General features: G+C 60.8%; 28 protein-coding genes and 1 pseudogene. 13 read left to right on the top strand and 16 right to left on the bottom strand.

The window, feature by feature from the left end; all coding sequences use genetic code 11:
* Nucleotides 1–21 precede the first annotated feature (21 nt).
* Both ACMUVN_RS08495 and ACMUVN_RS08490 read left to right on the top strand, forming a co-directional pair.
* Nucleotides 22–1,293 carry a sensor domain-containing diguanylate cyclase gene (locus ACMUVN_RS08495; RefSeq protein ID WP_049813629.1) on the top strand — a complete coding sequence of 424 codons (1,272 nt, stop codon included), beginning with the start codon at nt 22–24 and terminating at the stop codon, nt 1,291–1,293.
* 203 nt (nt 1,294–1,496) lie between these two features.
* Nucleotides 1,497–2,714 (top strand): MFS transporter, encoded by a 1,218-nt coding sequence (locus ACMUVN_RS08490; RefSeq protein WP_414814989.1) that lies wholly within the window; start codon nt 1,497–1,499, stop codon nt 2,712–2,714.
* An 81-nt stretch (nt 2,715–2,795) separates the two neighbouring features.
* Here the strand turns inward: ACMUVN_RS08490 and ACMUVN_RS08485 are convergent, their stop codons facing one another.
* Nucleotides 2,796–3,572: an SDR family oxidoreductase gene (locus ACMUVN_RS08485; protein ID WP_414814988.1), complete on the bottom strand. Its 777-nt coding sequence runs from the start codon at nt 3,570–3,572 to the stop codon at nt 2,796–2,798.
* Between the two features lie 108 nt (nt 3,573–3,680).
* Between ACMUVN_RS08485 and ACMUVN_RS08480 the strand changes: the two genes are divergently transcribed.
* On the top strand, nt 3,681–4,256 hold the full coding sequence (locus ACMUVN_RS08480; protein ID WP_063475410.1) for a TetR/AcrR family transcriptional regulator: 576 nt from the start codon (nt 3,681–3,683) through the stop codon (nt 4,254–4,256).
* A 48-nt stretch (nt 4,257–4,304) separates the two neighbouring features.
* On the opposite strand, the gene ACMUVN_RS08475 is transcribed toward ACMUVN_RS08480, so the two are convergent.
* Nucleotides 4,305–4,919 carry an FMN-dependent NADH-azoreductase gene (locus ACMUVN_RS08475; RefSeq protein WP_063475411.1) on the bottom strand — a complete coding sequence of 205 codons (615 nt, stop codon included), beginning with the start codon at nt 4,917–4,919 and terminating at the stop codon, nt 4,305–4,307.
* 139 nt (nt 4,920–5,058) lie between these two features.
* Between ACMUVN_RS08475 and ACMUVN_RS08470 the strand changes: the two genes are divergently transcribed.
* A complete protein-coding gene (locus tag ACMUVN_RS08470; protein WP_047614684.1) occupies nt 5,059–6,027 on the top strand; it encodes a LysR family transcriptional regulator in 969 nt (322 codons plus the stop codon).
* A 98-nt stretch (nt 6,028–6,125) separates the two neighbouring features.
* Here the strand turns inward: ACMUVN_RS08470 and ACMUVN_RS08465 are convergent, their stop codons facing one another.
* From ACMUVN_RS08465 to ACMUVN_RS08450, 4 genes are all read right to left on the bottom strand, one after another.
* Nucleotides 6,126–8,114 (bottom strand): bifunctional 2',3'-cyclic-nucleotide 2'-phosphodiesterase/3'-nucleotidase, encoded by a 1,989-nt coding sequence (locus ACMUVN_RS08465; protein ID WP_168332916.1) that lies wholly within the window; start codon nt 8,112–8,114, stop codon nt 6,126–6,128.
* Nucleotides 8,115–8,455: 341 nt separating this feature from the next.
* On the bottom strand, nt 8,456–8,860 hold the full coding sequence (locus ACMUVN_RS08460; RefSeq protein ID WP_168332915.1) for a PilZ domain-containing protein: 405 nt from the start codon (nt 8,858–8,860) through the stop codon (nt 8,456–8,458).
* A gap of 84 nt (nt 8,861–8,944) precedes the next feature.
* Nucleotides 8,945–9,826, bottom strand: coding sequence for a DMT family transporter (locus ACMUVN_RS08455; protein WP_028757385.1), 882 nt, complete (start codon nt 9,824–9,826; stop codon nt 8,945–8,947).
* A 72-nt stretch (nt 9,827–9,898) separates the two neighbouring features.
* Entirely contained in the window at nt 9,899–10,360 is a 462-nt protein-coding gene (locus ACMUVN_RS08450; RefSeq protein ID WP_028757384.1) for an Lrp/AsnC family transcriptional regulator, read from the bottom strand.
* Between the two features lie 155 nt (nt 10,361–10,515).
* Between ACMUVN_RS08450 and ald the strand changes: the two genes are divergently transcribed.
* Both ald and ACMUVN_RS08440 read left to right on the top strand, forming a co-directional pair.
* Nucleotides 10,516–11,634: an alanine dehydrogenase gene (ald, locus tag ACMUVN_RS08445; RefSeq protein WP_183903510.1), complete on the top strand. Its 1,119-nt coding sequence runs from the start codon at nt 10,516–10,518 to the stop codon at nt 11,632–11,634.
* Between the two features lie 129 nt (nt 11,635–11,763).
* Nucleotides 11,764–12,790 (top strand): annotated as a pseudogene (locus tag ACMUVN_RS08440) (helix-turn-helix domain-containing protein).
* Here the strand turns inward: ACMUVN_RS08440 and ACMUVN_RS08435 are convergent.
* Nucleotides 12,787–12,996: a hypothetical protein gene (locus ACMUVN_RS08435; RefSeq protein WP_047615663.1), complete on the bottom strand. Its 210-nt coding sequence runs from the start codon at nt 12,994–12,996 to the stop codon at nt 12,787–12,789. The pseudogene ACMUVN_RS08440 and the gene ACMUVN_RS08435 sit on opposite strands and share 4 nt — an antisense overlap.
* Nucleotides 12,997–13,040: 44 nt before the next feature.
* Between ACMUVN_RS08435 and ACMUVN_RS08430 the strand changes: the two genes are divergently transcribed.
* The 3 genes from ACMUVN_RS08430 (at nt 13,041) to ACMUVN_RS08420 (ending at nt 14,753) form a co-directional block, all read left to right on the top strand.
* Entirely contained in the window at nt 13,041–13,790 is a 750-nt protein-coding gene (locus ACMUVN_RS08430; RefSeq protein ID WP_028757380.1) for an SDR family oxidoreductase, read from the top strand.
* Between the two features lie 67 nt (nt 13,791–13,857).
* Complete coding sequence (locus ACMUVN_RS08425; protein ID WP_097594645.1) at nt 13,858–14,406, top strand: flavin reductase family protein; 549 nt, start codon at nt 13,858–13,860, stop codon at nt 14,404–14,406.
* Nucleotides 14,407–14,468: 62 nt separating this feature from the next.
* Nucleotides 14,469–14,753, top strand: a complete 285-nt coding sequence (locus ACMUVN_RS08420) for a DUF1330 domain-containing protein (RefSeq protein ID WP_168332913.1) — start codon at nt 14,469–14,471, stop codon at nt 14,751–14,753.
* 122 nt (nt 14,754–14,875) lie between these two features.
* Here ACMUVN_RS08420 and ACMUVN_RS08415 read toward each other — a convergent pair whose 3' ends face one another.
* On the bottom strand, nt 14,876–15,379 hold the full coding sequence (locus tag ACMUVN_RS08415; protein ID WP_028757377.1) for a DUF1203 domain-containing protein: 504 nt from the start codon (nt 15,377–15,379) through the stop codon (nt 14,876–14,878).
* 281 nt (nt 15,380–15,660) lie between these two features.
* On the opposite strand from ACMUVN_RS08415, the gene ACMUVN_RS08410 reads away from it, so the two are divergent.
* Complete coding sequence (locus tag ACMUVN_RS08410; protein WP_168332933.1) at nt 15,661–16,449, top strand: methyltransferase domain-containing protein; 789 nt, start codon at nt 15,661–15,663, stop codon at nt 16,447–16,449.
* Nucleotides 16,450–16,497: 48 nt separating this feature from the next.
* Nucleotides 16,498–16,665, top strand: a complete 168-nt coding sequence (locus tag ACMUVN_RS08405; RefSeq protein WP_168332912.1) for a hypothetical protein — start codon at nt 16,498–16,500, stop codon at nt 16,663–16,665.
* 27 nt (nt 16,666–16,692) lie between these two features.
* Here the strand turns inward: ACMUVN_RS08405 and ACMUVN_RS08400 are convergent, their stop codons facing one another.
* Genes ACMUVN_RS08400 through ACMUVN_RS08385 form a run of 4 tightly spaced genes read right to left on the bottom strand, consistent with a single transcriptional unit; the run spans nt 16,693 to nt 19,928 of the window.
* A complete protein-coding gene (locus ACMUVN_RS08400; RefSeq protein ID WP_029867988.1) occupies nt 16,693–17,253 on the bottom strand; it encodes a GNAT family N-acetyltransferase in 561 nt (186 codons plus the stop codon).
* Between the two features lie 5 nt (nt 17,254–17,258).
* Nucleotides 17,259–18,128, bottom strand: coding sequence for a 3-mercaptopyruvate sulfurtransferase (sseA, locus tag ACMUVN_RS08395; protein WP_029867989.1), 870 nt, complete (start codon nt 18,126–18,128; stop codon nt 17,259–17,261).
* Nucleotides 18,129–18,146: 18 nt separating this feature from the next.
* Nucleotides 18,147–18,884 carry an alanyl-tRNA editing protein gene (locus ACMUVN_RS08390; protein WP_029867990.1) on the bottom strand — a complete coding sequence of 246 codons (738 nt, stop codon included), beginning with the start codon at nt 18,882–18,884 and terminating at the stop codon, nt 18,147–18,149.
* Nucleotides 18,885–18,890: 6 nt separating this feature from the next.
* Nucleotides 18,891–19,928: a cysteine synthase A gene (locus ACMUVN_RS08385; RefSeq protein WP_029867991.1), complete on the bottom strand. Its 1,038-nt coding sequence runs from the start codon at nt 19,926–19,928 to the stop codon at nt 18,891–18,893.
* Nucleotides 19,929–20,151: 223 nt separating this feature from the next.
* Here ACMUVN_RS08385 and ACMUVN_RS08380 point away from each other — a divergent pair, with 223 nt between their 5' ends.
* Together ACMUVN_RS08380 and ACMUVN_RS08375 are read left to right on the top strand one after the other, a co-directional pair.
* The gene (locus ACMUVN_RS08380) at nt 20,152–20,811 is read left to right on the top strand and encodes a ChrR family anti-sigma-E factor (protein WP_343227611.1); all 660 of its coding nucleotides are present in this window, start codon (nt 20,152–20,154) and stop codon (nt 20,809–20,811) included.
* A gap of 98 nt (nt 20,812–20,909) precedes the next feature.
* Nucleotides 20,910–21,743, top strand: a complete 834-nt coding sequence (locus tag ACMUVN_RS08375) for an SDR family NAD(P)-dependent oxidoreductase (protein WP_063475421.1) — start codon at nt 20,910–20,912, stop codon at nt 21,741–21,743.
* On the opposite strand, the gene ACMUVN_RS08370 is transcribed toward ACMUVN_RS08375, so the two are convergent.
* The 4 genes from ACMUVN_RS08370 to ACMUVN_RS08355 form a co-directional block, all read right to left on the bottom strand.
* On the bottom strand, nt 21,744–23,003 hold the full coding sequence (locus ACMUVN_RS08370) for an SAM-dependent methyltransferase (protein ID WP_047614699.1): 1,260 nt from the start codon (nt 23,001–23,003) through the stop codon (nt 21,744–21,746).
* A gap of 175 nt (nt 23,004–23,178) precedes the next feature.
* Complete coding sequence (locus ACMUVN_RS08365; RefSeq protein ID WP_168332911.1) at nt 23,179–24,030, bottom strand: DUF1365 domain-containing protein; 852 nt, start codon at nt 24,028–24,030, stop codon at nt 23,179–23,181.
* On the bottom strand, nt 24,027–25,364 hold the full coding sequence (locus ACMUVN_RS08360; protein ID WP_047614702.1) for an NAD(P)/FAD-dependent oxidoreductase: 1,338 nt from the start codon (nt 25,362–25,364) through the stop codon (nt 24,027–24,029). Before ACMUVN_RS08360 ends, ACMUVN_RS08365 begins: the two co-directional genes overlap by 4 nt.
* The gene (locus ACMUVN_RS08355; RefSeq protein ID WP_414815014.1) at nt 25,361–26,812 is read right to left on the bottom strand and encodes a cryptochrome/photolyase family protein; all 1,452 of its coding nucleotides are present in this window, start codon (nt 26,810–26,812) and stop codon (nt 25,361–25,363) included. Before ACMUVN_RS08355 ends, ACMUVN_RS08360 begins: the two co-directional genes overlap by 4 nt.
* Between the last annotated feature and the right edge of the window lie 57 nt (nt 26,813–26,869).

Genomic DNA, 26,869 nt, shown 5'->3' with positions numbered 1-26,869 from the left:
GATGTCCGGAGCCGAGCTATCGTGATGGAGACACTCAACCTCCTTCTCTTCGTCGTCGAAGCCATCGCCTATTTCGCGCTGATGGTGACGCTTCTGCATTTCCGTCATCGGCTCGGTCTCGGGGTTTTCCTGACGGCGCTCGGCGTCATGCATTTCATGGAGACCTATCTGGCGGCGGTCTTCTACGTCTCGCTGCCGTTCGGGGACGTATCGCCGGGTTCATCCGTCTTCTTCTCCGGCAAGCTGATGATGATCCTGATGCTTTATCTGCAGGAGGATGCCGCGACGGTGCGCCAGCCGATCTATGGCCTGTTCCTCGGTAACCTGCTCACCGTCGGCATCGCCGGGGTGCTGCAGCTGCACCAGCCCCTGCAGATGTCGCCGGACCACACCCCCGACGTCGATTTCCTCAAGGAGATGGGCTGGCTGATGGTCTGGGGCACGGCGCTGCTCTATGTCGATTCGCTCGGCATCATCCTGCTGTACGAAAAACTCGGCGACTTCTTCCGCCGCCGCGTCGTCCTGCGCTTCCTGATTTCAGGCTTCGTGCTGCTGACTTTCGACCAGATCGGCTTCTTTTCCGCGCTGCATTATTTCTTGGGAGTGCCGATCGCCGCCTTCTGGGGCGGCTGGAAGGCAAAGATGTTTGCCGTCTGCCTCTATGCGGCGATGTTCGCCATCTATGAGTATTACATTCGCCGCGGTCGGGCGGCCGTGTCTGCACGCTCGATCAGCGACGTGTTCGGCGACCTGACATTCCGCGAGCGCTACAACGATCTTCTGGAGCGCACCGGCCGCGATATGCTCACCGGCGTCTACGATCGGACGCGCATGGAGATGGAAGCGCCGCTGATGCTGCGCGAGGCGCTGAAGCAAGGCCTGTTCGCCACCGTCCTCATTCTCGATGCCGATCACTTCAAGGATGTCAATGACGGCTACGGCCATCTCCAGGGCGACGAAGTGCTGAAGGCGATCGCCGCCCGATTGGGCACGACGCTGCGGTCCAGCGACCGCGTCTTCCGCTTCGGCGGCGAGGAATTCGTTGCCGTCTGCCCAGGCACTGACCACGAGGAGGGGCTGCGGCTCGCCGAGCGCCTCCGTTGGACGATCGCGACCAGCGTCAAGACGCCGGATGACAGGCCGGTCACCGTCAGTATCGGCGTTGCGACCGCCGATGAGGACGGCGTCGATTTCACCGCCGTGCTGACGGCTGCCGACGGCAGGCTCTACGCGGCGAAGAAGAGCGGCCGCAACTGCGTCGTCGGCCGCTCAGGCGTGGTGAAACTCAATTAGTCCGGCTGGCCTTAATTTTGAAACTCTTCCCACTTGACTGAACTCGATGTTGAGGATGTTGCTCAAACCGCAACATTTGTCATTGGATTTCAGTATTTTCAATATGTTAGTGGAAACATAAAAACGGCTTGTTCGTAAAATCCAAACGTGATCTCCATTGCCGCAATATCCCGGATGAGTTTTCCTGCGAAGGGCGTGGAGACATGAGTGATTCAATGGCACGGAAGAAAGTCGATGGCGGCGAGATCGCCGTTTTGTGTATCGGAGGGTTTCTTCTTTCGATCGCTTATGGCGTGACCTTTCTGATCCCGGTGCTGGTGGGTCAGCGTGGCGGCGACGAGGCGCTGGCCGGTCTGATCATTTCGGCCGCCACTGTCAGCACCGTCATTATGGTGATCCTCTCCGGCCACATCGCGGATGCCATCGGCTCGGCGCGGGCGGTGGCTGTTTCGGGACTGTTTCTTGCGGCATCGGCGCTGGGATTCGCCATCATCCCATCGGCGGGATTGAGCCTGATGATTGTCGGTTTCATCCTCGGCATCGGTTGGGGCGCGTTTTATACGCTCGGACCCATTCTGGTCGCCGCGATCGTCGAGCCCGTGCACCGCATCAGGTTTTTTGCCCTGCTTTCGGGATCGATGATGTCGGGCATCGGCGCTGGACCGATCATTGGCCGCATTGCCACCGGCTGGTCGATGCCGATCGAGACAGCCTTCGTATTTGCCTTCCTCTCCAGTCTCGCCGGCGGTGCGCTTTACTTTTTGCTCCACATCAGGCTGACCAAGGCTGGCAAGATCTTGCCGCATGTCAACAAGATCTCGTTTGGCGCGACGCGGGAGGTGATTGCTTCGCCGGCCATCTATTCCATCGTCATGGTCGGCATCGGCGGTGCGATGTTCGGCGGGCTGTCCAGCTTTCAGACCAGCTACGCGAAGGCGCACGGGTTCGACTACTCCCTGTTCTTCATCGGCTTCATGTCCGCCGCGATTCTGAGCCGGCTGTTCGTGGCGGGCTATGTGGTCAAGAAGGACCCACTCTATTCGCTCTTGATCCTGACCAGCCTGACGCTGGCATCGATCCTGCTGTTCCTGATGCTGACATCGAGTCAGCTTGCCTATCTCGGAGGCGCAGCGATGCTGGGGCTGGGCTATGGGCTGACCTATTCCGTCATCAACGGCCTGGCTGCCAATGAGGCTCCCGCCGGCCTTATGCCGCAATCACTTCTGTTGTTCTCGCTGGCCTATATCATCGGCGTCTTCGGCTTTCCGCTGATCGCCGGCAATCTGATCGTTTCCTCCGGCGTACAGACCATGCTGTACGTCGTGCTCCTGCTTGCCGTCCTGAATTTCGCACTTGTCCTGTTTCGTATTGCCCTGCGCGCGACAGGCGCAAACGAAGCAAGCGTCCTCAGGAGAAAATAGCAGCGCTCGAGGACGGCGGACCGGGTCGGCGAGGAGATTGACGGCCGGGCCGGGCAAGGTCACTTGCCCGGCCCGGCAGGTTCAGGCGGCGCGAAAAATCTTGGCGCCGGAGGGGGCGCTCGTCACGCCGCCATCGACGGTGATCTCGATGCCGGTGACGTTGGCCGAATCATCCGAAGCCAGATAGAGCGCCGCCTTGGCGATTTCGTCGGCTTCGCTCATGCGGCCGAGCGGGCTCATGCCGCCGATGCGGGCCTCGAGCGCCGACATTGCATCTTCCGTCTGGGCCATCGGCGACCAGATCGGCGTCTTCGTGCCGCCTGGCGTTACCTGATTGACGCGGATGCCGCGCGGCGCAAGTTCGGACGCCATATTGCGCGTCATCGCCCGGACCGCCGCCTTGGTCGCCGCATAGGCCGACCAGCCGGGAGCGCCGAGCACGGCATGCACCGAACCATTGAGGATCACCGAAGCGCCGTCATTGAGATGCGGCAGGGCCGATTGCACCGTGAAGAAAACCGCCGTCAGATTGGTGCTGATGATCTGGTTGAACTGCTCCGGCGAGGTGTCACCAAGTGGCGTCGCGCCGCCAATGCCGGCATTGGCAAAGACGATGTCGAACTTGCCGACCTTTCCGGCGGCTTCCGCAAAGGCCTTTTCGGTGGCGGCGGCATCGGTGACATCGACCTTCAGCGCCAGCACGCCGGCCCCGAGCGCCTTTTCGGCAGCGGCGAGCGTTTCCGGGTTGCGGCCGGTGATGACGACCCTGGCGCCCTCATCGATGAAGACTCGGGCGGTCGCAAGACCGATGCCGCTGTTTCCGCCGGTGATCAGGGCGATCTTGTTTCTTAGACGCATGATTCATGCTCCTCTTGGAATTGGCAACGATCTAGATTATGATCGTTACCTATCAGGATTACGATAGTAATCCATATGAGTCAAGAAGCAGTACTGGAGAGATTTCGGATGGGCCGTTCGCAGCTGGAGAAACAGAAGACGCACGAGAAGATTGTCGAGACCGCGTCGAAGCGGCTGCGCGAGGAGGGGCTTGACGGTATCGGCGTCGCCGACCTGATGAAGGAAGCCGGACTGACCGTCGGCGGCTTCTACAAGCATTTCGCCTCCCGCGACGATTTGGTCGCCGAGGCGATCCAGTCCGCTTTCGATTCATGGGGACGCAAGCTGGAGGCCGAAGGCATCAACCCGGCGGAGATGACGGCCGCCGATGTCGCCGATCGTTATGTCAGCGCCTATCACCGTGACAATCCGGGTGAGGGCTGCCCTTTTGCCGCGCTGACCTCCGACATATCCCGCAGCGGCGAGAAGGCGCGGGGGATCGCGACGGACGGGCTCCGGCGAAACTTCGCGTCATTGGCGGGCAAGGCTGCGGGAGCGGACGATGGGGAAAGGCGGCGCAAGGCGATCATGGCCTTCGCGATGATGGCCGGCGGCGTCGGCCTTGCCAGAATTTCGTCCGATGAGGAACTCTCGGCCGAAATCCTCGCGACGGTCCGGGATTTTGTCGCCGGTATCGACAAATGAAAAACGGCCGGCAAAGCCGGCCGTTCCATGGAGCGTTTTAGGCGCCGATCAGGCGGCCAGCGCGATTTCCTGGACGCGCGACTTGGCGGCGTCGATGGCCTTTTCGGCAGCTTCCGGTCCGAAGGCCAGGCCTTCGACATAGATGGTCTCGATGTCGGTGATGCCGAGGAAGCCGAGAACCGACTTCAGGTACGGCACGGCATGGTTCAGGGGAGCAGCCGGTCCCTGCGAGTAGACCCCACCGGAAGCAAGTACCACGTAAACCTTCTTACCGGTCAGGAGGCCGACCGGGCCGCTTTCCGTATACTTGAAGGTCACGCCGGCGCGAGCGACGTTGTCGATCCAGGTCTTCAGCGATGAATAGATGTTGAAGTTGATCAGGCCGGTGCTGATGACGATCGTGTCGGCGGCAAACAACTCGTTGACCAGTTCGTCGGAGGTTTTGATGGCCGCGATTTCTTCGGCGGTACGGGCTTCAGCCGGCTTGCGGATCGCGCCGGTAAAGAGGTCATCGATATGCGGCAGCGGGTTGGTGGCCAGATCGCGGCGGACGACGAGGCTGCCCGGGTTCTGGCTCTTCAGCTTTTCGGCGAGATCGACGGCGATCGGCGTCGAGAGGGATTCGGCACGCGGGCTGGACGTCAGAAGAAGGATGGACGACATGGTGCATTTCCTTTCGAATTGAATTTGACGGCCCGTTGCTGGGAGGTGAGCCGCAGTCTCGACGAGGAAAATAGGTCTGGCCTGCTATCGAAAAAACGGTGATAATGTCGATCGAAACTATCGATGGAATGGATGGAAGATGCTTCCGAACCCGACTCTGGACCAATTGCAGGTGTTTTTGACCGTTGCCGAGACCGGCAGCTTCTCGGCCGCTTCGCGGGCGCTGAACCGGGCGCAATCGGTCGTGAGCTATACGATCGCCAATCTGGAGGCGCAGCTTGAAGTGCCGCTTTTCGAGCGCTCCGGCGCGCGCCAGCCGAAGCTGACGGAGGCGGGCAAGGCGATGCTGGAGGATGCGCGGCGCATTCTCGGCGACCTGCAGGTCATGCGGGCGCGGGTCAAGAGCCTGAGGGAAGGGCTCGAAGCGGAGGTGTCCGTCGCCATCAGCGTCATGGTGCCGTCACGGGCCATGGTGGATGTCCTGCGCGAATTCCGCGAGATGTTTCCCTCCGTTTCGTTGAGCCTTAACGTCGGCGAGCTCGGAATGGTCATGGATCTCGTCCTCAGCGGCAAGGCGACGATCGGCATTGGCGGCGCAGTCGTCAAGCAGGACGATTCGATCGTTACGGAGCGGATCGGTCATTCCTTCATGTTGCCGGTTGCCGCGCGCAACCACCCGCTGGCTGGGATTGGCCGGCCGCTGACACTGGGCGATGTGCGTGAGGAAGTGCAGCTCGTCGTTACCGATGCGTCGGGCCGGACGAAGGGCCGCGATTTCAACGTTCTGTCCTACAAGACCTGGCGTGTCAGCGATATTGCAACGAAGCACCAGCTCATCAAAGCCGGTCTTGGCTGGGGCGGCCTCCCGGCTTCCCTGATCCATGACGATCTGGTGAGCGGCACGCTCGTCCATCTCGATCTGGATGCCTATGAACAGGGGGAATATCCGATATATTCGGTGCGCCAGCTCGCCAATCCGCCCGGACCTGCCGCCACCTGGATGATTGACGCCTTCCGCACGCGGCTTTCCCATTGCCCGAGCCAGGCCGATTTCCATGCGCAGATGGCCGAACTCCAGGAACCCGCGGCACCGCTCGCGGCCGAATGATGAAGGCGCGGGTGCCGCGCCTTCGTCTACATGTCCTTCGATGCGTAGATTCAAAGTGTTAGAGCGTCCTTTGTGCGTCCGAAAGGACGCACGGCGCTCTAGAGAACCAGCCTGAATTTCGAGAAACCGTCGGCGCCTTCGCCGGCATCCTCGATCTTGACGCTCTTTACCTCGCCGAGGAACTGCTTCGCCCTCGGACCGCTTTCGAAGGTCGCGGTCGTACCGGGAAGCGGTTTGAAGGTCCAGTTTGCGTCGGCCGACGGATTGATCGTGCCCTGGTCATGGATATAGCGGACGATGACGTCGCGGTTGGTATCCGGCGCCTGGAAGATCACCTTGTCTGCGGTGATCTCCGGGAAATTGCCGCCACCGCCGGCGCGGTAATTGTTCGAGACGACGACGAACTTTTGGGCCGGATCGATCGGCTTGCCATCGAAGGCGAGGTTCTGGATGCGGTTGGCGTCCGGATTGATCGCCTTGCCGGATGAATCATATTTCGGCGGCTGCGACAGGTCGATCTGGTAGGTGACCCCGTCGATCACGTCGAAATTATAGGAGGGGAAGTCGCTGTTGAGCAGCGGCGCGTCCTTCGAGCCCGCTTCGATGTGATTGAACATGCCGGCCGACATTTCGAGCCAGTTCTTCACCTGTGCGCCGGTGATGGCGACAGCCTGCACCGTGTTCGGGTATAGATAGAGATCGGCGACGTTCTTGATGGCGATATTGCCGGCTGGAACGTCGGTATAGTAGTCGGCGCCGCCACGCCCGCCGGCCTTGAAGGGAGCCGCCGCCGAAAGCACCGGCAGGTCCTTGAAAGCGGTATCGGCGAGCATCTGCCTGATGTACCAAGTCTGCGCCTGTGAGACGACCTGCACCGAAGGGTCGTCGGCGACCAGCGCGAAGTAGGAGTAGAGCGGTGCGGACGTCTTGCCGACCGGGGTGCGGACATAGGCAAGGGTCGCTTCGTGTTCGGCCTTGGCGGCCTCGACCACTTCCTTCTTGTCGGCGTAATCGGCCACCACCTTCTTCTTGTCGTCGCGATGATAGATCGGCCGGGCTTCCGCGGTGAAATCGACGATCTTCCAGCTATTGCCGTCCTTTTCGAGCAGCAGGTCGATCAGGCCGAGATGCGAGCCCCAGAAGCCGGCCATCACGGTGGGCTTGCCATGCAGGGTGCCCTTGACTGGATCGGCATTGGCGATGCCGTCCCAGCTCTTCGGGCCGGGGAAGACGAGATGCTGGTGACCGGTGAAGATCGCGTCGATCCCGTCGACGGCGGCCAGATGCAGTGAGGCGTTTTCCATCTTTTCGGACGGTGCGTTGCCGTCGATGCCGGAATGGGAGAGTGCGATGACGATATCGGCGCCGGCCTCCTTCATGGCGGGAACCCAGGCCTTGGCGGCCTCGACGATATCGCGCGTCTGCGCCTTGCCTTCGAGGTTCTTGATGTCCCAGAGCATGATCTGCGGCGGGACGAAGCCGATGAAGCCGATCTTGACCGGGCTCTCATTGCCGGCGCCGTCCTTGATCTGTTTTTCCAAGACGACGTAGGGCTTGAAGAAGAGATCGTCCTGCTTCGGGTCCGAGGCAAGCTGGCCCTTGGTCAGGTTGGCGCAGACGAAGGGGAAGTTCGCGCCCGAGAGTACCTTGAACATGAAGTCGAGGCCGTAGTTGAACTCGTGATTTCCGAGCGTTCCCACGGTATAGCCGAGCGTGTTCATCGCCTTGATCACCGGATGGACGTCGCCCTCCTTCATGCCGTGCTGATAGGCCATGTAGTCGCCCATCGGATTGCCCTGCAGCACGTCGCCATTGTCGATCAGCAGCGAGTTGACCGCCTCGGCGCGGATGCCGTCGATGATCGTCCCGGTGCGCGCAAGACCCATCGTGTCGTTCGGCTTGTCGGCATAATAGTCATAGGGGAAGACGTTGACGTGAATATCCGTCGTTTCCATCAGCCTCAGATGCGCCTGGTTGGCGTTGGCCCGCGCGCTGAAGGGGTGCAGCAGCACCAGGGCGGAAGTGGCGGCGAGGCCGCCGAGCAGGGAACGGCGGCTCATTACGCCAACATCGAAAATAGAAGACATGGAAACTCTCCTTCAAGGATCATGCATCGTCCGGCCCGTCAGAATTAGGACGATTTGCCGTGGAGTACACTGCGAAAATGACAGGACGTCAAAACAATCCGCCGGGAAAGCAGCGTGGCTCCGAAATACAATTTATAGTGCAGTGGTCCGGCTGAAATTTCATCGGGGACGGATCATCGGCAGGATCGATCCTGCTCCGCCGTCAACGCCAAGAGCGCCGCCATCGACTTCGGGGGCGTCAGGCTGTCGTAGACGCAAGGGGCGGTCACCCTCGACGTCAACGTCAACCGCAGCTACTGGAACGATCTTAGCCGCTCCTTCGGGGCAAAGGCGGTGCAGCCTTACGATTTCAGTGTCGATGCCGCGAAGTGAGGCGTCCGATCGCCATTGGCGCCTGATATGGTCAACGGGCGGGTCGCCAGTACCGGCCGGACTTCTTTATGGAAGAAGCGGAAATAGGAGGACACCTGTGCCCGCGCATTCGAATTCACGTCGAACTGGATGCCGACGCGGCCGTTGTGCTTCCAGCGGATGACGCCTTCGAGCAGCCCGAGGTTTTCGGCCTCGATCCGCACCTTGCTGCCGGAGGCGGCATGGAACGGCCCTTTCATCTCCAGGGCGGCGCCGGTTACCGACAGGTTGAGAATGCGGGCATCCACCTGGCTGTTCAGATATTTGACATGGCCGAAAACGCGGCAGCTTTTCCGGTCGGCCTTTCGGGCCGTGATTTTCAAATTACGAGTCATACTGTCTCCCTTCTACAGCGAGGGAGCATAGCGCCCGAAAATTGAAATGGTTTTAGGGGCTTGGCTAAAATTGCAGTGAAACCGTCAGTTTGCCGCGGCGGCTCGGCGTCCCACCACATGTTCGCGCCAGACCGTGAAGATGCCGGCGGCGACCACGATCGCCGAGCCGACGATCATGTTGATGCTGAGCGTTTCGTCATAGATCACCATGCCGATGATCGAGGCGTAGACAAGTGACAGATAGGTCAGCGGCTGGACGGCGGCAGCATCGAGAATATCGTAGGCGCGAATGAGGAAATAATGGCTGGAGATGCTGGTGATGCAGACGAGCGCCATCCAGCCCCAGTCGCCCGGCGACATCCAGCTCCAGTAGAATGGCCCGACGAGCGTCATCGTGACGCCGCCGACGACGCCGGTATAGAAGAAGCTGGTCATCGACGAATCGTCGCGGCTGACCAGGCGGGTGGCGATGACATAGAAGGCGAAGTTGAAGCAGGAAATGACGGCCAGAAGCAGCTTGAGGTCGAAAAGTTCGCCTTCCGGCTTCAGGATCAGCAACACCCCGAACAGTCCGGCGCCGATCGCCGCCCACCGCCGCCACCCGACCCGCTCGCCGAGGATCGGCATTGCCAGCAGCGCGATCAGGATCGGCGTCGCGGAAAAGATCGCCTGTGAACGGGCAAGGCCGATCATGGCAAAACAGGTGATGGCGAGAACCACCTGAATCGCAAGCAGAACGCCGCGCGTCACCTGCAGGAAAGGCCGCTTGGTGCGGGCCGTCGCCTTGAGACCGCCGCGCATCTTCGAGGCGAGAATGATCGTGAAGAGCGCGAAAGCCCAGTAGCGGATCATCGTCACGAAGATCGGCGGATAGGTCGATGCCAGATGTTTCGAGATCGCGTCCTGCAAGGAGAAGATGGTGATTGCCAGCAGGGCGAAAATATAGCCGTGGGTCTTCGATGTCATGACATGCCGTTGAGCGGGAAACGCCCGCGCGCACCGAAAGTCTGGGCAGGCTTTCAATGAATATGCAAGGCCTCAAAGGCCGACATTCGGCCTGTCGATGATTTCTCTGAGCGCGAAACTGGAATTGATCTTGACGACGTGGGGCAGGGCAGACAGCCAGTCGCGGTGGATGCGCTCATAATCCTCGAGATCGCGCGCGGCGACGCGCAGGATATAATCGTATTCGCCCGACATCAGGTAGCAGACGAGCACGTTGGGGCAGAGCTTCACCGCCGCCTCGAATTCGGCCAGCGTCTTGGCAAACTGGCCGGAGAGCGAGATATGCACGATGGCGATCATCTTGTAGTCGAGCGCCTTGTGCGAAAGGCGGGCATGGTAGCCGTCGATGACGCCGCTTCTTTCCAAGATGTCGAGCCGGCGTGAACAGGCCGAAGGCGACAGTCCGATCCTTTCGGCAAGCTCGGCATTGGTGATGCGGGCATCGGCCTGCAGCACCTTCAGAATCGCAAGATCGATGGTGTCGAGATCGGCCATTCGAAGAACCTTCGAAGAAAGAGGGGCATTGCACAATAATCGCCGAAAAAATGCATTTGTGCAAATCGTCTTTGCAAGGACATTTCGCGGCCTTGATGATTGGATTCATCGTCTGAGGAGATCCGCGACTGCGGAGTGACATGAGAGGAACGCCAATGCGTGTCGGTTGCCCGAAGGAAATCAAGAATCATGAATATCGCGTCGGCCTGACGCCGGCTTCGGTGCGCGAATATGTCGCCCACGGGCACGAAGTCTGGGTCGAGACCAAGGCGGGCACCGGCATCGGCGCCGATGATGCCGCCTATGCCGCGGCTGGCGCCAAGATCGCCGCCTCTGCTAAAGATATCTTCGAAAAGTGCGACATGATCGTCAAGGTGAAGGAGCCGCAGCCCTCTGAATGGGCGCAACTCCGCGACGGTCAGCTTCTCTACACCTATCTGCATCTGGCGCCGGATCCCGAACAGACCAAGGGTCTGATCGCCTCCGGGGTGACCGCGATTGCCTATGAGACGGTGACCGACGAGCGCGGCGGCCTGCCGCTGCTGGCGCCGATGTCGGAAGTGGCAGGACGCCTGTCGATCCAGGCAGGAGCGACCGCGCTGCAGAAAGCCAACGGCGGCCTCGGCGTCCTGCTCGGCGGCGTACCCGGCGTGCTGCCGGCCAAGGTCGCGGTGATCGGCGGCGGCGTCGTCGGCCTGCATGCGGCCCGGATGGCCGCCGGTCTCGGCGCCGATGTCAGCATCCTCGACAGGTCGCTGCCGCGCCTACGCCAGCTTGACGATATCTTCTCCGGCCGCATCCACACCCGTTATTCCAGCATCCAGGCGCTGGAGGAGGAAGTCTTTTCGGCCGACCTGATTATCGGCGCGGTGCTGATCCCCGGCGCTGCCGCTCCGAAACTCGTCACCCGGGAAATGCTTTCCGGCATGAAGAAGGGCTCCGTCATTGTCGATGTCGCCATCGACCAAGGCGGCTGCTTCGAGACCTCGCATGCGACGACCCATTCCGATCCGACCTATGAGGTTGACGGCGTCGTGCATTATTGCGTCGCCAACATGCCGGGCGCCGTGCCGGTCACCTCGGCGCATGCGCTGAACAATGCCACGCTGGTTCATGGTCTGGCGCTTGCCGATCGCGGCCTGCGCGCCATCGCCGAAGACAAGCATCTGAGGAATGGTCTCAACGTCCACAAGGGCCGCATCACCAGCAAGCCGGTCGCCGACGCACTGGGTTACGAAGCCTTCGCGCCGGAGAGCGTACTGAACGTAGCGTAAGCTATCTCACTCTAGGTGATGGCTTACAGCATTATTCTTCGATCGGCAGGGCGGTATCCGAAGGGATGCCGCCTTCTTTGTATGACGGCGCACCTGTAATCGAACCGCGACCGTCGGCGCGTTGGAGCTATGGTTTTCCTCGTCAAGCAGCGCGATGAGTTGTGTCCCTCCCCAACAGTTGCCATCGTATCATGCCGATGTGCAGTCGCCATCCAAACGGAGCAGCAATGACGGTTGAGAGTCGAGAGCAAACATCGCCGGTTCCGCTTCGAACATCACCGACCGGGCTCGAAACATATATTGCCGGCAGAACACTCGTCAGCGGGGATGGCCCAGCCTGGACCGACATATTCGTGCAGGTGTTTTCCCGCCTGAAGGTGCAACACCCCTTTCTTGTTCCGGCAGTCGCCGAGCCTCTCGTTGTTTGGGTGATCTCAGGCAAGCATGTGTCGAGGAACGCGATCTGGGCGGGGAGTGGGAGGCCAATACAGTCAAAGTTGGGGACTTTTTTCTGACGCGGTCGCCCACGCCATACGAAATGCGCTGGCATGCCGAGGGAGACGAACCTTTCCAGGTAATGCATCTCTATCTCTCCGTTCCGTTGTTCGACCGGGTGGCGGAAGGGGTTCTCGGCAAGGCTGCCAGCGCCATGCGCCTGCGCGACGTATCTGGCGGCCGCGACCAGCATCTTTCCACCATGCTGGAACTGATCCATGCTGAATTGACGGCAGAAGGGCAGGGAAGTCGGCTCTTCGTGCAGGGATTGGCGCAGACGCTCGCTGTTCATCTTATTCGACAATATGCAACATTTGATGCAGAGACACGGCCGTCAAATGCCCTCCCGGGCGCCAAGCTACGGCGGGCCATCGCATTCATGGAAGCCAACCTTCAAGAGCCGTTTGATCTCGCACGTCTGGCGCAAACGGCCGGCATGAGCGCTTTTCACTTCAGCCGCCTCTTCAAGAAAGCCACCGGCCTTTCCCCATCCCATTACTTCATTCGCCAACGCATAGCCAAAGCCCAGCAACTTCTGCAGGAAACCAGCACCAGCATCATCGAGATCGGCATGTCCGTGGGGTATTCGAGCCCCAGCCATTTTGCTCAGATTTTCCGCCGGGAGGCCGGCGTCTCCCCCAGCGACTACCGTCGCAGTTAAAACGCGTCGCGATCTTTCAGATTGGCTCCTTGCGCTTTTAGGCCTTTGTTTTTGCGCATGTCTCGCAAAATCGCTGCACAGTTTTGCGTGGCATGCTTTAGGAATTCAGCTTGGTCCTTGCGGTTTTGAGCAAGATCCCAACAGGTCCCGCAAGGTCCCGAGAGAGGGATCATGCCCGCTTCCTTATGTTCCTCCTTGTCGAACACGACCGTCCTTTCGGTTGGAAGGGCGCCAGACAAGGAGATAAACCATGACGAATATCAGTGGAAAAATCGCGCTGGTCACCGGCGCCTCGAGCGGCATCGGCGCCGCTACCGCGTTGAAGCTCGCCGAGGCCGGCGCAAAGGTTGGGATCGCCGCCCGTCGCACCGACAAACTTGAAGGCCTCCAAAAGGAGATCGCCTCCAGGGGCGGTGAAGCCCTTGTGATCGAAATGGACGTGGTCGATCCAGCCTCCGTCGAAGCCGGCGTCAAAAAGCTGTTGGGTGCCTATGGTTCGATCGACATTCTCGTCAACAATGCCGGTCTGATGCCGCTTTCGGATGTCGATCAGTTCAAAGTCGACGAATGGCACCGGATGGTCGACGTCAATGTGAAGGGCCTGCTGAATACCACGGCTGCCGTTCTGCCGCAGATGATCAATCAACATTCCGGCCACATCTTCAACATGTCGTCGATCGCTGGCCGCAAGGTCTTCAAAGGCCTGTCGATCTATTGCGCCACCAAGCACGCGGTGGCCGCGTTCTCCGACGGCCTGCGCATGGAAGTGGGCCAGAAGCACAATATTCGGGTGACCTGCATCCAGCCGGGTGCCGTGGCGACCGAGCTGTACGATCACATCACCGAACCCGGCTATATCAAGCAGATGGACGATCTTGCCAAGCAAATGACGTTCCTGCAGGGCGAGGACATCGGCGACACCATCGTCTTTGCGGCGCAGGCGCCCGCACATGTGAATGTCGCGGAACTCTTCGTTCTGCCGGTCGAACAGGGCTGGTAACCACGCCAGAAGGTCTTTCAGCTTCCCTGCATACGTGCGGGGAAGAAACTCGCGAAGGAACCGCACGATGAAAGAGATTTCCGCTTCCCAGGCCTATCGCCTGCTCGAACCGGGCCCGATCGTTCTTGTGACGACGAGCCTTGAGGGAACGCCCAATGTGATGACAATGGGTTTTCACATGATGGTCCAGCACGCACCGCCGCTGATCGGTTGCGTCATCGGCCCCTGGGACTTCAGCCACCAGACTTTGAAAAAGACCGGCGAATGCGTGATTGCGATTCCAGCCACCGATCTTGCCGAAACCGTGGTGGACATCGGCAATTGCTCCGGTGACACGGTGGACAAGTTCGAGCGGTTCGGCTTGGGGACTCGTCCAGCAAAGGATGTCGCGGCGCCGTTGCTGGTGGACTGCCTTGCCAATATCGAATGCCGTCTTGCCGATCCGAGCCTCGTCGATCGATACAATCTCTTCATCCTCGAAGCGAAGAGGATCTGGATCGACGAGACCCGCAAGGAACGGCGGACCATGCATCATCGTGGCGACGGCAGCTTCACCGTGGATGGCGGCACACTCGATCTCCGGAAGCGCATGGTTAAGTGGCGGCACTTGCCATAAGGCGCGCCCGCCGCACGCAAAACACACATCCCAAACTTCACATTGATTGAAAGGATATAATCATGTCCGCCTATCTCGTTGTCGATCTCGATATCCACGACCCCGAAGCCATTGCCGATTACCGTTCGAAGGCCCTGCCTCTGGTGGCAAAGGCCGGCGGCCGTCTCATCGCTCTCGATGACGCCCCCCTCGAACTCGAAGGCTGGCAGGCGACGAATATGCTGATCATCGAGTTTCTCGATATGGATGCCATCCGTCGTCTCTTTGCATCGCCCGAATATGCGCCGCTCGCACACCAACGGCAGGCTGCCGCAGGTTCGCGGATCATTGCTTTACGCGGCGTTTAATAACGTTCGATGGCGCGATCCTGGCAGCATTCGTCAGGGGAAACCGAAACGGCCCGCCGATTACAGCAGAAGGAGCGCGCCGGCGAATTGACGACTTCTTGTTGCGCCTCGACGGCCGCTGATCAGGCGCCAGCCTCCGCCAGGGCCGGCGCCTTTACCTTGTCGATCCGGCACTGGAAGCAATTGTTGCGCGCGGAGCGCACATGCACATAGGCGATATCAGATCGTCCCAGCAGCTCTTCACCATAGGCCGGAATATCGCCGATCTCAGTCACCGCGCCGGTACCGTAGACGATGCGGTCGTTCTCGCTATAGCCGCGGACGATGAAGTCGCGACTCGTCGTCAGCACCGGCGGCATGATCTCTTCGGCGGCATAACGTGCACAAGGTTGCTTGTGCAGGAAGACCGGGCCGGTTTCGGCATAGGGCTGCAGCTTCGGGAAGGGCCGGTAGGCGAAGACCAGCAACGCCTTGCCGGCATCGATATTCTGAAGGCAGTGGCGGCAGGGATGGCCGGGACCATCGGAAACGATCGTCTCGGGCAGCCTGTCATAGGCGTCGCGCCCGCCGTTCCAGAGGTGTTCGGCGTCGGTCGTCGGCATGGCGACAAAACGAATGGCGGTCATGGCAGATCTCCTTTGTGATTGCCATGAAATGCACCCGGACGAGCGTGCAAGCCACCCGTTTCTTGCGCGCCGCAGGCATTGGGCGATCATAGGCCAGCTAGCTTCTGGCGGTATGATGCTATCGTCGCGTCAATCGTGTCTCTCGTCGCCGCGGCGGGTATGTCTGGCGTCTTCATCCCGTGATACACGATCGGGACGGTACATGTACGGCCCATGCTCGGTTTGAGAGGCTGCGCGGGCCGGGCGGCTAACTCCTCACGAATTTCGGTTTCTAGGGATAGATCATGGCTGACGAAACGGCATTGAATTTCGCGGACTTCTATGATGCCGAGCTTGCTCTTCATAACGCGCATTTTCGGGTCGCCGCCGCGGTTGGGCAGTCTGATTGTGTGCTCGATATCGGTTGCGGCGCCGGACAAACCACTCGTGATGCCGCTCGTGTTACAGAAACAGGACGAGCGCATGGAATCGACCTGTCTGTGACGATGCTGGACGTCGCCCGTCGCCGCAGCGCCGAGGAGGGGTTGTCCAATGTTACGTTCGAAGTGGCGGATGCACAGAACCATTTTTTCGCACAAGGGGAGTTCGACCTTTGCATCAGCCGATTTGGCGTCATGTTCTTTGCCGATCCGGCGGCCGCCTTCGCCAATATCGCCAACGCCGTACGGCCGGGCGGGCGTTTCATTTTCATGGTCTGGCAGGGCAGAGATCGCAATGAGTGGGCGACCGCTATACATGAGGCGCTCGACCCGGATTCAACCGGTCCGGTTGCGGCCGGCAAAGCCTTTTCACTGAGCGAACCCTCGGTGACGTCTCGATTGCTCGAGACGGCCGGGTTCACTGCCGTCGAGTTTCGTGAAATCAGCGAGCCTGTGTTCTACGGTCCGGATCCTGAGACTGCATTGGCGACTATTCAGACATTTGAAAATGTCGAGACGGCTCTCAATCATCCCACTGCTGCGTCCGAAATACGGGCGCGTCTACTCGACATGCTGCGAGCGCACCAGACATCCCATGGAATTCAGTTCGATTCGCGCGCATGGCTGATCACCGGCCACCGGCACGGCTAGAGCCTTTCCGGGTCCGCCGCAACACTGCATGACGAAAAGGAGAAACCCTTGGCCGACATCGATCTCGCGCTGCTGGCGCAACAGAATGCCGAAATACTGGAAGAACTCAGGGCTCTGCGCCGGGAGGTGGCGGAGCTCAAGGAACAGTTGGGCCGCACGCTCGATTTCGAGCGCCGCAACGATCCGCGCCGCCCGAACAGCCTTACACCGCGTTAGTCATCCAACTATGTCGGGAGGAGGCCGTCAACTTTTCCGCGCGAGCTCCAGAAGCTCCTTGTCGCTCAGCGGCCGGACGATTCCGGTGCCGGTGGAGACGGGGGAGAAGCCGTACATCTGATAGAGCTGCAGCGCGCGCGGGTGGTCGAGATTGTTGGTGGTGGTGGTGACCCGCTTCGGATTGAGCGACCAGATGGCATAGAGCGCCTGCAGCAGGAACCATTTGCCGATGCCGAGACCGAGCGCATGTTCGATCAGGCCGAAATGGCTGAGCTCGATCACATCCTCGTCTTCGCAGAAATATTCGTAGAATCCGGCGGGTGCGCCGTTCACATAGAGAACGCTGATATTGTTGCGCTTGTCGTTCAGTGTCTCGGCAAGCTGCTCGTCGCTCATGCGCAACCGGTCCACCCATTGCCAGCGCGCGCCCACCTGCCGGTAGAGATAACGATAGAAGGGTAGCGGAATCTGGGGAGCGCGCATGATCGCCGTCTGGATATTGACGGGCACCGGCATGCTTGCCTTCGGCGGCGACGTCATTTCGAGCCGGGTGATGTGAGCTTTCAGCGAAGCAGGTGTCTTCCCCATGGCGATCAGGCTTTGACCGGTGTCGGCGGACCGGTAACGATGGGCGTATCGTCACGGCTGCCCCATTCGCTCCACGAGCCGTCATAAAGCTTGTTGTCGTTATGGCCGAGCGATTCCAGCGCCAGCGTGATGATCGCTGCGGTGATCCCCGAGCCGCAAGAGGTGACGACGGGCTTCGAAAGATCGATGCCGGCATCCTCGATCGTCTGCCTGAGTTCGGGCAGCGATTTGAACCGGCCCTGGTTGGCAAAGACGCCGGAAGGCAGGCTGCGGGCGCCCGGCATATGGCCGGAGCGCATGCCGGCACGCGGTTCGGGCTCGGCGGCGGCGAAGCGGCCGGCGCTGCGGGCATCGGCGATTTGCATGGCACCGCTGGAGACGATGTCGCGCATTCTATCGAGCGTCACCACGCGGCTTTCGTCGAAGTCAGGCGTGAAACTCGCCGGCGCAAGGTTGGGTGCTGCGGTTTCCAGCGGACGGCCTTCTGCCTTCCAGCCATCGAGGCCGCCGTCGAGCACGAAGACATTCTTTGCCCCCATCACCCGGAACAGCCACCAGACGCGTGGCGAGGCGAACAGGCCGATGCCGTCATAGACGACGATCCGATCCTTCTCGCTGATGCCGAGCCGCCCGACTTCGGTGGCGAAATAGTCGGGCGAGGGGATCGTGTGCGGCAGTGATGTCGAGTGGTCGGCGATCTTGTCCTGGTCAAAGCGGATGGCGCCGGGAATATGGCCGGCCGCATATTCGGCATCGGCATCGCGTTTTTGCGCCGGTAGATAGAAGGAGGCGTCCAGCACGCGCAGATCGGCTTTCCCGAGTTCGGACTGCAGCCAATCGGCCGAAACGACGAAACGGCTCTTGGTCTCACTCATGATGGTCTCCCTTGATGGTCAGGCTTCGTCGCCGGGCGTGCCGAAGCGGATGCGGAAGCGCCGGTTCTCTTTGCCCTTTTTTTCGATCTTGGCGATATGGATCCGGCCGACTTCCTGGGTCTCGGAGACATGTGTGCCGCCGCAGGGTTGGCTGTCAATCGAGGAGTTCTCGCCGATGCAGACGAGGCTGACGCGCCCGAGCCCGATCGGCGGGCGTACATTCTTCGATTTGACGATGTCAGGATTGGCGACAAGCTCCTCGTCGGTGATCCACTGCAGATAGACCGGATGGTTGTCACCGACCAGTTCCATCAGCTTGGCCGTCACCTCATCCTTGTCGATCGTCTCGGCCATGTCGAAATCGACGCGGCTCTCCTCCTCGCCGACGGCAGCCCCGGTGATCGGATAGGAGCAGACAACGGAAAGCAGGTGGCAGGCCGTGTGCATGCGCATCAGCCTGTAGCGGCGCGGCCAGTCGACATGCAGCACCAGCGTTTCGCCGATCACAGGCCTCGGCTCGTTTTCGAGCGGCACATGGATGATGATATCCTTGCTCGGACCATGCTTCGTCTGGCCGAGCGCGATCTTGCTGCCGTCGGCGCGTTCGAACTCACCGGTATCACCAGGCTGGCCACCTGATGTCGCATAGAAACAGGTCTGATCCAGTTCGATGCCCCCGTCTTCGTGAACGGCCGTGACGACCGCTTCGCACGTCGAGAGATAGAAGTCGTCACGATAGAGGGCATTAACGGGCATGGGGTCTCACGCGGGCTCGTAGGGAACGTGGATATCAGGCGACTTGGCCATCCAGCCCGGAACGGGCAGTCCCTTCGACGTCAGGAAATCCGGGTTGAAGAGCTTCGACTGATAGCGGTTGCCGTAGTCGCAGAGGATTGTCACCACCGTGTGACCGGGGCCGAGATCCCGGGCGAGATTGACCGCGCCGGCAATGTTGATGGCTGTCGAGCCGCCGAGGCACAGGCCCTCGTTCTCGACGAGATCGAAAAGATAGGGAAGCGCTTCGGCATCGGAGACCCGATAGGAGAAATCGGGCGTGAAGCCTTCGAGATTGGCGGTGATACGGCCCTGGCCGATGCCCTCGGTGATCGAGGATCCTTCGGATTTCAGCGTGCCGTTCTGGTAGAATTCATAGAGTGCAGCGCCGTCGGGGTCGGCGATGCCGATCTTGACGTCTGATTTGAAAGCCTTGAGGCCAGCCGCCACGCCAGCCAGCGTGCCCCCGGAGCCGACAGAGCAGATGAAGCCGTCGACCTTGCCGTCGGTGTCTTTCCAGATTTCCTTGGCGGTCGTTTCGACATGCGCCTGACGGTTGGCGACGTTGTCGAACTGGTTTGCCCAGATTGCGCCGTTCGGCTCGGTCTTCGCCAGCTGTTCTGCCAGCCGCCCGGATACCTTCACATAGTTGTTCGGGTTCTTGTAGGGAACGGCGGGCACTTCGACCAGTTCGGCGCCGAGCAGCTTCAGCGCGTCTTTCTTTTCCTGGCTCTGCGTTTCCGGGATGACGATGACGGTGCGATAACCGAGCGCCTTGGCGACCAGCGTCAGGCCGATACCGGTATTGCCGGCCGTGCCTTCGACGATGACGCCGCCCGGACGAAGCAGTCCCTTCCGCTCTGCGTCGCGGATGATGTAGAGCGCGGCGCGATCCTTCACCGACTGGCCGGGGTTCAGGAACTCCGCCTTGCCGAGAATGGTGCAGCCGGTCACCTCTGAGGCGCCCTTGAGTTTGATCAGGGGCGTGTTGCCGATGGCTTCGAGGACGGAGGGGTGGAAGGTCATGGAATCTGCCTCTATTCGAACTCTTACTTTAGGAACGGTCTTTTCCCTTCACAAGGCTGGGTTGGCAAGAAAAGCTATTCCACGCCTCTGTTGGACACGATAAAATTTCGCTTTCCTCCCCGAAATTGTGTACGGCCCGCAATCCCGCCCTGTGAGGGTGATCCGAAGATTGACTTTCCCCGTACGGATGACGACAAAGCGAAACGGAGCGCGGCAACAGGGCGTGACCGAAACAGACATGGTTCACGAGCAGATCGACACGATCGATGCATTGATGGCGCATTATGTTGCCGGCTCCTTGCCCGAGCCGGCGCGCGTGCTGGTACAGTCTCATCTCGAAATGAAACCCGACAATCGCAGCCTGGTGAACAGCCTCGAGCTGCTGGCCGGCGAGGCGTTGGAAAACGTGCCTGAAGCGGCAATTGCCGATCGCGACGGGCGGCTTGCGGCGATCTTTTCCTCTGCATCTCCCGGAACGCCGCCCCCGGCGGCGGCGCGGCCGGAAAACGCGCTGTTTCCCCAAGCCTTGCGCGATCTCGTCGGCTTCGAGGCCGAGGATGTGCCCTGGCGCACGCGGCTGCCGGGCTTCAGGGAATATCCGCTCGACATGGACGGCTGCGAGGTCAACCTGATGTGGATCCGTCCGGGTCGCGCCTTGCCGGCGCACACCCACAAAGGCAGGGAACTGATCCTCATTCTCGACGGCGCCTTCAACGATGAACGCGGCCGCTTCGGCCCCGGCGACATCTCTATTGCCGACGAGACGGTCGACCATCGGCCGGTCGCCGAAAAGGACAGGCCTTGCATCGCCTTTGCCGTTTCCGACGGGCCGGTCAGGCTCACGGGATCCTTTCGTCAGCTGATCGGCGACCTGATCGGCTGAAAGCAGCCACAATGGTGTGATAGAGCCATAAATCCGGGAGAGGTGAGGAACTTCCGGACCTGTTTTCACATTGATCAGGCAGCCCGGAGGAACATGTCATGCGTGATTTCATCGCCCGTCCCGAACATGGAATCGTCTGGATCTCGGGCGCGAGTTCCGGCATCGGCCGGGCGCTGGCGCTGAAGCTGGCCGGCGAAGGATACAAGGTCGCCGTCACTGCCAGAAGCCATGAAAAGCTGGTCGAGCTGCAGACCGAGGCCAGCGGCCTTTCCGGCAGTATTGTCGTTCTCGACGGCGACGTCACCGATGCCGAGGACATGGAACATATCATGGCTTCCATCGAATATGAGCACGGCACGCTCGCCATGGCGATCCTCAATGCCGGCGTCTACCTGCCTGTTCATGCCGAGGATCTGAACCGCGCCGATTTCGAGAAGAGCTTCGCCGTCAATCTTTCCGGCGTCGTCAACTGCCTGTTGCCGGCAATCCGCCATATGAAGGAAAAGGGGCAGGGGCAGATCGCCATCGTCTCCTCCGTCACCGGCTATGGCGGCCTGCCGACAGGCGCTGCCTACGGCGCCACCAAGGCGGCGTTGATCAATATGACCGAGAGCCTGAAATTCGATCTCGATAAGATGGGCATCCGCATCCAGCTCGTCAGCCCGGGCTTCGTCGATACGCCGGCGACGCGGAAGAACGCCTTTCCGATGCCGGCCCTGGTATCGGTCGAGGAGGCCGCCCGGCAGATTGCTGCCGGGTTGAAATCGCAGGTCTTCGAGATCACCTTCCCGAAGCGCTTCACCACCATGCTGAAGCTCGGACGCCTGTTGCCTTACAGCGCCTATTTCGCGCTGGTGAACCGCGCGACCGGCTGGCGGGAGCGGCCGCCCTTGGCTGGTCACCATCCGGCGACGCCGCATCCGGCGGAATGATCAACGGCGCGAGAACACGACCTGGCGCACATCGATGTTGCGGGCGCGGAAGCCGGCTTCGCAATAGAACAGGTAGAATTCCCAGAGCCGCTTGAAACGCTCGTCGAAGCCCATCGGGCGGATGCGCTCCCAGACCGACCAGAAGCGTTCGCGCCATTCGGCCAGCGTGCGGGCATAGTCGAGCCCGAAGCCGAAATCCTTGACCAGCGACAGATCGACCTTGCCGGCAAGCTCGGCCAGATGATTGCGCGTCGGCAGCATGCCGCCGGGAAAGACGTATTTCTGGATGAAGTCGGGGTTGCTGCGATACTGGTCGAAGGATTCCGGCCGGATGGTGATGATCTGCAGGCCGGCCTTGCCGCCCGGCTTCAGACATTGCCTGAGCTTTGAAAAATAGGATGGCCAGTACCTCTCGCCGACCGCTTCGAACATCTCGATCGAGACGATCCGGTCGTAGAGGCCTGTTTCATCGCGGTAATCCTGGAAGCGGAATTTCACGCGGTCGTCGAGGCCGGCCTTTTGGATGCGCTCCTCGGCAAAGGCGAGTTGCTCGCGGCTGATCGTCAGGCCTGTTACCTTGCAGTTCAGCTCGCTTGCGGCAAACTCCGCAAAACCGCCCCAACCGCAGCCGATCTCAAGCACGTGGTCGCCGGGGCCGATGCCGGTCGCTTCGGCAAGCGCCCGGTATTTGGCATTCTGGGCCGATTGCAGGTCGTTGGCGCCCGTGGAATAGAGCGCTGAGGAATAGGTCATGCTCGGATCGAGCCATTGCCTGTAGAAATCGTTGCCGAGATCGTAATGGGCGGAGATGTTGCGTTTCGAGCCCGTCTTGGTATTGGCGTTCATCCAATGGCGGACGCGCTCGAAAAGGCGGCCGAGGCCGCCCTTGCCATGCGCATAGCTGTGCGCGGCCTCGCCGTTGACGAGGAAGAGCTCGAGGAAGGCGGCGATGTCGGGGCTGTCCCAGTCGCCATCCATATAGGTTTCGGCGACGCCGATCGTTCCGCTCGTCAGCGCCCTATAGGCAAGGTTCCAGTTGCGGAGGTGGAGTGCCGCCTTCGGTCCCGCCTTTTTGCCCTCGACCAGCAGCCTGCGGCCGTCGGGGAGTGTGACGGCAAGCGAACCGTGCTGCATGTGCAGAAGTCCGCGCAGGGCTAGCCTTGCCTTGAAGGGCAGACCCTTCACTATGCGGGACATATTTTCGGCCGTCAGCGTCACCGCATCACGAGCCAGCAGGTTCCAATCCTGCGCCTTGCTCATCTTTTCTCCTCCAGCATTTTCGTGCCGGTTAGGGACGACGATACACCCATTATGATATGCACGGCCGCCCCCTCGGCCATTGCATCGAACGCTACCGCATAATTCCCGAAATCGGAATAGATTTAGCAGTTCAAAAAGTTACGGCTCCTTTGCGCGGGGCAACGAGGCTGTCATGTCATTCCGCGGCTTCCGCAAGCGGGCGGGGCTGTCGGGCGCTTACTTCAGGCGGCGGTGCCGGACGCCTGATGTAGCGAGCGCCCTTCAGCCACAATTTCAGCGCCTCCCAATGGATCCCGGCAATGATCTTGAAGGTGAGGAAGGGGATGCGCGCCGTCAGCCCCAGCAGCGAGGCGCTGGTCAATTGCATGTGCCGTCCGGAAAATGTCGCCGAGAGAAGCGGGCCTTCATGATCGTTTTCCAGGATGCGCCAGCGGATTTCGGCACCGGGCGGCAGCATGCGGAAATGATAGCGCGCCGCCATGCCGATGAAGGGCGAAACGTGGAAGCGCTTGTCGCAGCTCTGGCGAAGCCCGCTTTCCGACATCTCACCGGGGCCGACGGGACAGACATAGCTGTGCCGCTCGCCAAACGTATTGCGCACCTCATAGATCATCGCGACGAGTGCGCCGCCGCCATCATAGGCGTGATAGACAGAGAGCGGGTTGAAGACATAGCCGAGAATTCGGGGGTAACAGACGAGCAGGATCCTGTCCGCGCGGTCGAGCCCCGTCTCGGCGAACAGCCGGTCGACATAGGCGCGCAGCGTCGCGCTCCCGGCACTGGCATGGTCCTTCTCGTGGAACGAGACAAGATTGCGCCGATTGACGGAAAACAGCGACGATAGCCTGCCAGCCTCATCCAGCCTGTCGAGGTCTACGAGCAGCGAGAAGACGCGGTAGCGGAAGCGATGACCGAACGGTTTCATCCGTTGATGCATGATGTCGCCGACATAGAGCGTTGCCGCGGCATCTGGTGGAGGGCCGTTGGTCATCGTATTCATGCCGTGTTTTTCGCCGCGCCCTGTCATGCCGCTACGTCCGGTTGAGGCTTGAGGATGGCAGTTCGGGTAGTTCGCCAGGGTATGATCCCGCCCAAGGCTTCCGCCGCCGCCAGACCGGAAACGAGGCCATCCTCGTGGAATCCGTAGCCCGTCCAGGCGCCGGCGAAATAGCAATGGCTTTGTCCCTGAATGGTGACAAGCGCCTGTTGTGCAGCCATGGCGTCCGCCGAGAATTGCGGATGGTCGTAGGTGAATTCGGCAAACACCTTGTCACGTTCCGGCTCCCGGTCGGGATTGAGAGTGACGAACAACGGAAAATTGTCGTCGATGCCTTGCAGCCGGTTCATCCAGTAGGTGACGGCAACGCCGGCATTTCCCTCTTCACGGCTGGAGCGCAAATAGTTCCACGAGGCCCAAAGCTTGCGCCGCTGCGGCATCAACGATTGGTCGCGGTGCAGGACGACGCGGTTCGGCTGGTAGGGAATGGCGGCAAAGAGCCTGCTTTCCCTATCGCTGGCATCGGCGAGCAGGCGTGCCGTCTGATCGCTATGGCAGGCGAAGATCACCTTGTCGAACAGGTGTTCGCCGCCCGTTTCGTCGATGAGCGTCACGCCGTGCTCGGAGCGGATGACGGCGCGCACGCCGCAGGAAAGTTTCACCCGTTCGCCGAGGGGTCGAAGCAGCCGGTCGAGATAGGTGCGGCTGCCGCCGGTGACCGTCCGCCACTGGTGCTGCCGGCGGTAGATCAGCCGGTGATTGTCGAAGAAATTGACGAAGTGCTCGGCCGGAAACTGCAGCATGCGGGCGGACGGCGTCGACCAGATTGCCGCCGCCATCGGCATCAGATAATTGTTGGTGAAACCGGGCGAGAAGCCGCGCCAGTCGAGATAATCGCCGATCGAGCGTGAGGCGAGATGGCCGGCGGCCCGATCTTCGAGGCAGCTGCGGTTGAAGCGCAGGATCTCGCGGATCATCCACAGAAATGACGGCCGCAGCAGGTTGCGCTTCTGCGCGAAGACCGAGGACAGTCCGCCGCCGCTCCATTCCAGCCTGCCGTGGTCGAGCGAGAGCGAAAAGCTCATGTCGCTGGCATGCGTCGCAATGCCGAGCTCGGCAAACAGCGCCGTCAGATTGGGGTAATTCTGTTCATTATAGACGATGAAGCCGGTGTCGACCGCAATCCGAAAGCCGTTGTAATCGACGTCGACGGTCGCCGTATGGCCACCGGCCCGCGCCTGGCTCTCGTAGAGCGTGACGTCGTGCACGGTGTTCAGCGCCCAGGCAGCGGAGGCGCCCGATATGCCGGAGCCGATGACGGCGATCTTCAGCCGGCGCGATGCGGGACGGACATGCGCGTTCATGCGGCATCCCTCGTGGCGTTGTAGGCGGCGAGCGCTCGGTTGCGTGCGTTCGCATGATCGACGATCGGTTTCGGATAGGTTTGGCCCAGCGTGATGCCGGCCTCGTCGAGCACGCCTTGCGGCGCCTCGAATGGCCGGTGGATGTATTTTGCCCCGAGCCCTCGAAGCTCCGGCACATGAGCTCTGACATAGTCGCCGCCGGGATCGAAGGTTTCGCCCTGCAGCACCGGATTGAAGATGCGGAAGAACGGCGAGGCGTCGGCTCCCGAGCCTGCCACCCACTGCCAGCTTGCCGCATTGTTGGCGGGATCGGCATCAACAAGCGTGTCACGGAACCAGGCCTCGCCGCGTCGCCAATCGATCATCAGATCCTTGATAAGGAAGGAGGCGACGATCATGCGCACGCGATTGTGCATCCAGCCGTGGCGCCAGAGTTGGCGCATGCCGGCATCGACGATCGGATAACCGGTCAGCCCTCTGCACCACGCCTTGAAATCCTCGCCGTCGTTGCGCCATTCGAAGCCGTCGAAACGATCGTTCCAGTTGGCCGAGGCAAGACGCGGGAAATGGAAGAGCAGGTGATAGGAAAATTCGCGCCAGGCGATCTCCTTGCGGAAATGCACGATATCGGTTGCCGGCACCCGTTTCGACAGGCCGCGTGTCGCGTGCCAGATGCGGGCAGGGGATATCTCGCCGAGAGCCAGATGCGGCGACAGCATCGATGTTGCCGGTCTTGCCGGATAATCGCGGTTTTGCTTGTAGCCGTCGAGTGCGTCCTCGGCGAAAGCATGGAGCTTCTTCCGGGCGCCTTCTTCGCCAGGTGTCCAGAGATCGGCGAAATCGCCTGCCCAATCCGGTTTCACCGGCAGCAGCTTCCAGCTCTCCAGCCTTTCCGAGTTCGGAAGTTGCGATGCGAGAAGCAGTTTCGCCGGCGCATCCAGCGGCGGCTCCGGTTCGCAGCCACCCTCCAGCGCGCGCCAGAATGGCGTATAGACGCGATAGGGCGTGCCATTGCCGGTCATTAGCCGGGAAGGTTCGTGCAGCAACTGACCGCCGAAGCTTCTCACTTCGACCGCCTGCTTCTCCAGTTCGTGCTTGATCCGGATGTCGATCGACATTCCGGATGGATCGTAGCGCCGGTTCCAGAAGACGGCTTCCGCGCCGCTTTCCCTGATCAGGGCGCAGAGCACCGCAAGCGCATCGCCGCTGGCCAGCACCAGCCGCCCCTGCCGCTTGCCCAGCGAGCCGTCCAGCGCCGCCAGCGAATGGTGCAGCCACCAGGCCTGCGCGGCACCCAGTGGACCGGTGCCTGCCGCCTGCGGCTCTCTGATATAGAGAGGGATGACCGGCCGTCCGGAGTGATGGGCGGCGTTGAGAGCCTGGTTGTCGTCAAGGCGCAAGTCCTTGCGAAACCAGAGGATAACAGGTGTTGCCGTGTCCTTTGCCAATGAAGCCATTCCCGTTCGTGTTCTTTCAAGCTGTTACGGAGGTACGGAACACGCGGA

It is taken from the genome of Rhizobium sp. IY2, from assembly GCF_047532935.1.
GTDB classification, from domain to species: domain Bacteria; phylum Pseudomonadota; class Alphaproteobacteria; order Rhizobiales; family Rhizobiaceae; genus Rhizobium; species Rhizobium anhuiense.
The sequence above is the reverse complement of the archived record's forward strand: the minus strand, read 5'-3'. Positions and strand labels throughout refer to the sequence as shown.

Coding starts and splice junctions, on each gene's coding strand:
- ACMUVN_RS08490 (WP_414814989.1), top strand. CDS start 1,497: ATGAGTGATTCAATGGCACGGAAGAAAGTCGATGGCGGCGAGATCGCC.
- ACMUVN_RS08485 (WP_414814988.1), bottom strand. CDS start 3,572: ATGCGTCTAAGAAACAAGATCGCCCTGATCACCGGCGGAAACAGCGGC.
- ACMUVN_RS08480 (WP_063475410.1), top strand. CDS start 3,681: ATGGGCCGTTCGCAGCTGGAGAAACAGAAGACGCACGAGAAGATTGTC.
- ACMUVN_RS08475 (WP_063475411.1), bottom strand. CDS start 4,919: ATGTCGTCCATCCTTCTTCTGACGTCCAGCCCGCGTGCCGAATCCCTC.
- ACMUVN_RS08470 (WP_047614684.1), top strand. CDS start 5,059: ATGCTTCCGAACCCGACTCTGGACCAATTGCAGGTGTTTTTGACCGTT.
- ACMUVN_RS08465 (WP_168332916.1), bottom strand. CDS start 8,114: ATGTCTTCTATTTTCGATGTTGGCGTAATGAGCCGCCGTTCCCTGCTC.
- ACMUVN_RS08460 (WP_168332915.1), bottom strand. CDS start 8,860: ATGACTCGTAATTTGAAAATCACGGCCCGAAAGGCCGACCGGAAAAGC.
- ACMUVN_RS08455 (WP_028757385.1), bottom strand. CDS start 9,826: ATGACATCGAAGACCCACGGCTATATTTTCGCCCTGCTGGCAATCACC.
- ACMUVN_RS08450 (WP_028757384.1), bottom strand. CDS start 10,360: ATGGCCGATCTCGACACCATCGATCTTGCGATTCTGAAGGTGCTGCAG.
- ald (WP_183903510.1), top strand. CDS start 10,516: ATGCGTGTCGGTTGCCCGAAGGAAATCAAGAATCATGAATATCGCGTC.
- ACMUVN_RS08430 (WP_028757380.1), top strand. CDS start 13,041: ATGACGAATATCAGTGGAAAAATCGCGCTGGTCACCGGCGCCTCGAGC.
- ACMUVN_RS08425 (WP_097594645.1), top strand. CDS start 13,858: ATGAAAGAGATTTCCGCTTCCCAGGCCTATCGCCTGCTCGAACCGGGC.
- ACMUVN_RS08420 (WP_168332913.1), top strand. CDS start 14,469: ATGTCCGCCTATCTCGTTGTCGATCTCGATATCCACGACCCCGAAGCC.
- ACMUVN_RS08415 (WP_028757377.1), bottom strand. CDS start 15,379: ATGACCGCCATTCGTTTTGTCGCCATGCCGACGACCGACGCCGAACAC.
- ACMUVN_RS08400 (WP_029867988.1), bottom strand. CDS start 17,253: ATGGGGAAGACACCTGCTTCGCTGAAAGCTCACATCACCCGGCTCGAA.
- sseA (WP_029867989.1), bottom strand. CDS start 18,128: ATGAGTGAGACCAAGAGCCGTTTCGTCGTTTCGGCCGATTGGCTGCAG.
- ACMUVN_RS08390 (WP_029867990.1), bottom strand. CDS start 18,884: ATGCCCGTTAATGCCCTCTATCGTGACGACTTCTATCTCTCGACGTGC.
- ACMUVN_RS08385 (WP_029867991.1), bottom strand. CDS start 19,928: ATGACCTTCCACCCCTCCGTCCTCGAAGCCATCGGCAACACGCCCCTG.
- ACMUVN_RS08375 (WP_063475421.1), top strand. CDS start 20,910: ATGCGTGATTTCATCGCCCGTCCCGAACATGGAATCGTCTGGATCTCG.
- ACMUVN_RS08370 (WP_047614699.1), bottom strand. CDS start 23,003: ATGAGCAAGGCGCAGGATTGGAACCTGCTGGCTCGTGATGCGGTGACG.
- ACMUVN_RS08365 (WP_168332911.1), bottom strand. CDS start 24,030: ATGACAGGGCGCGGCGAAAAACACGGCATGAATACGATGACCAACGGC.
- ACMUVN_RS08360 (WP_047614702.1), bottom strand. CDS start 25,364: ATGAACGCGCATGTCCGTCCCGCATCGCGCCGGCTGAAGATCGCCGTC.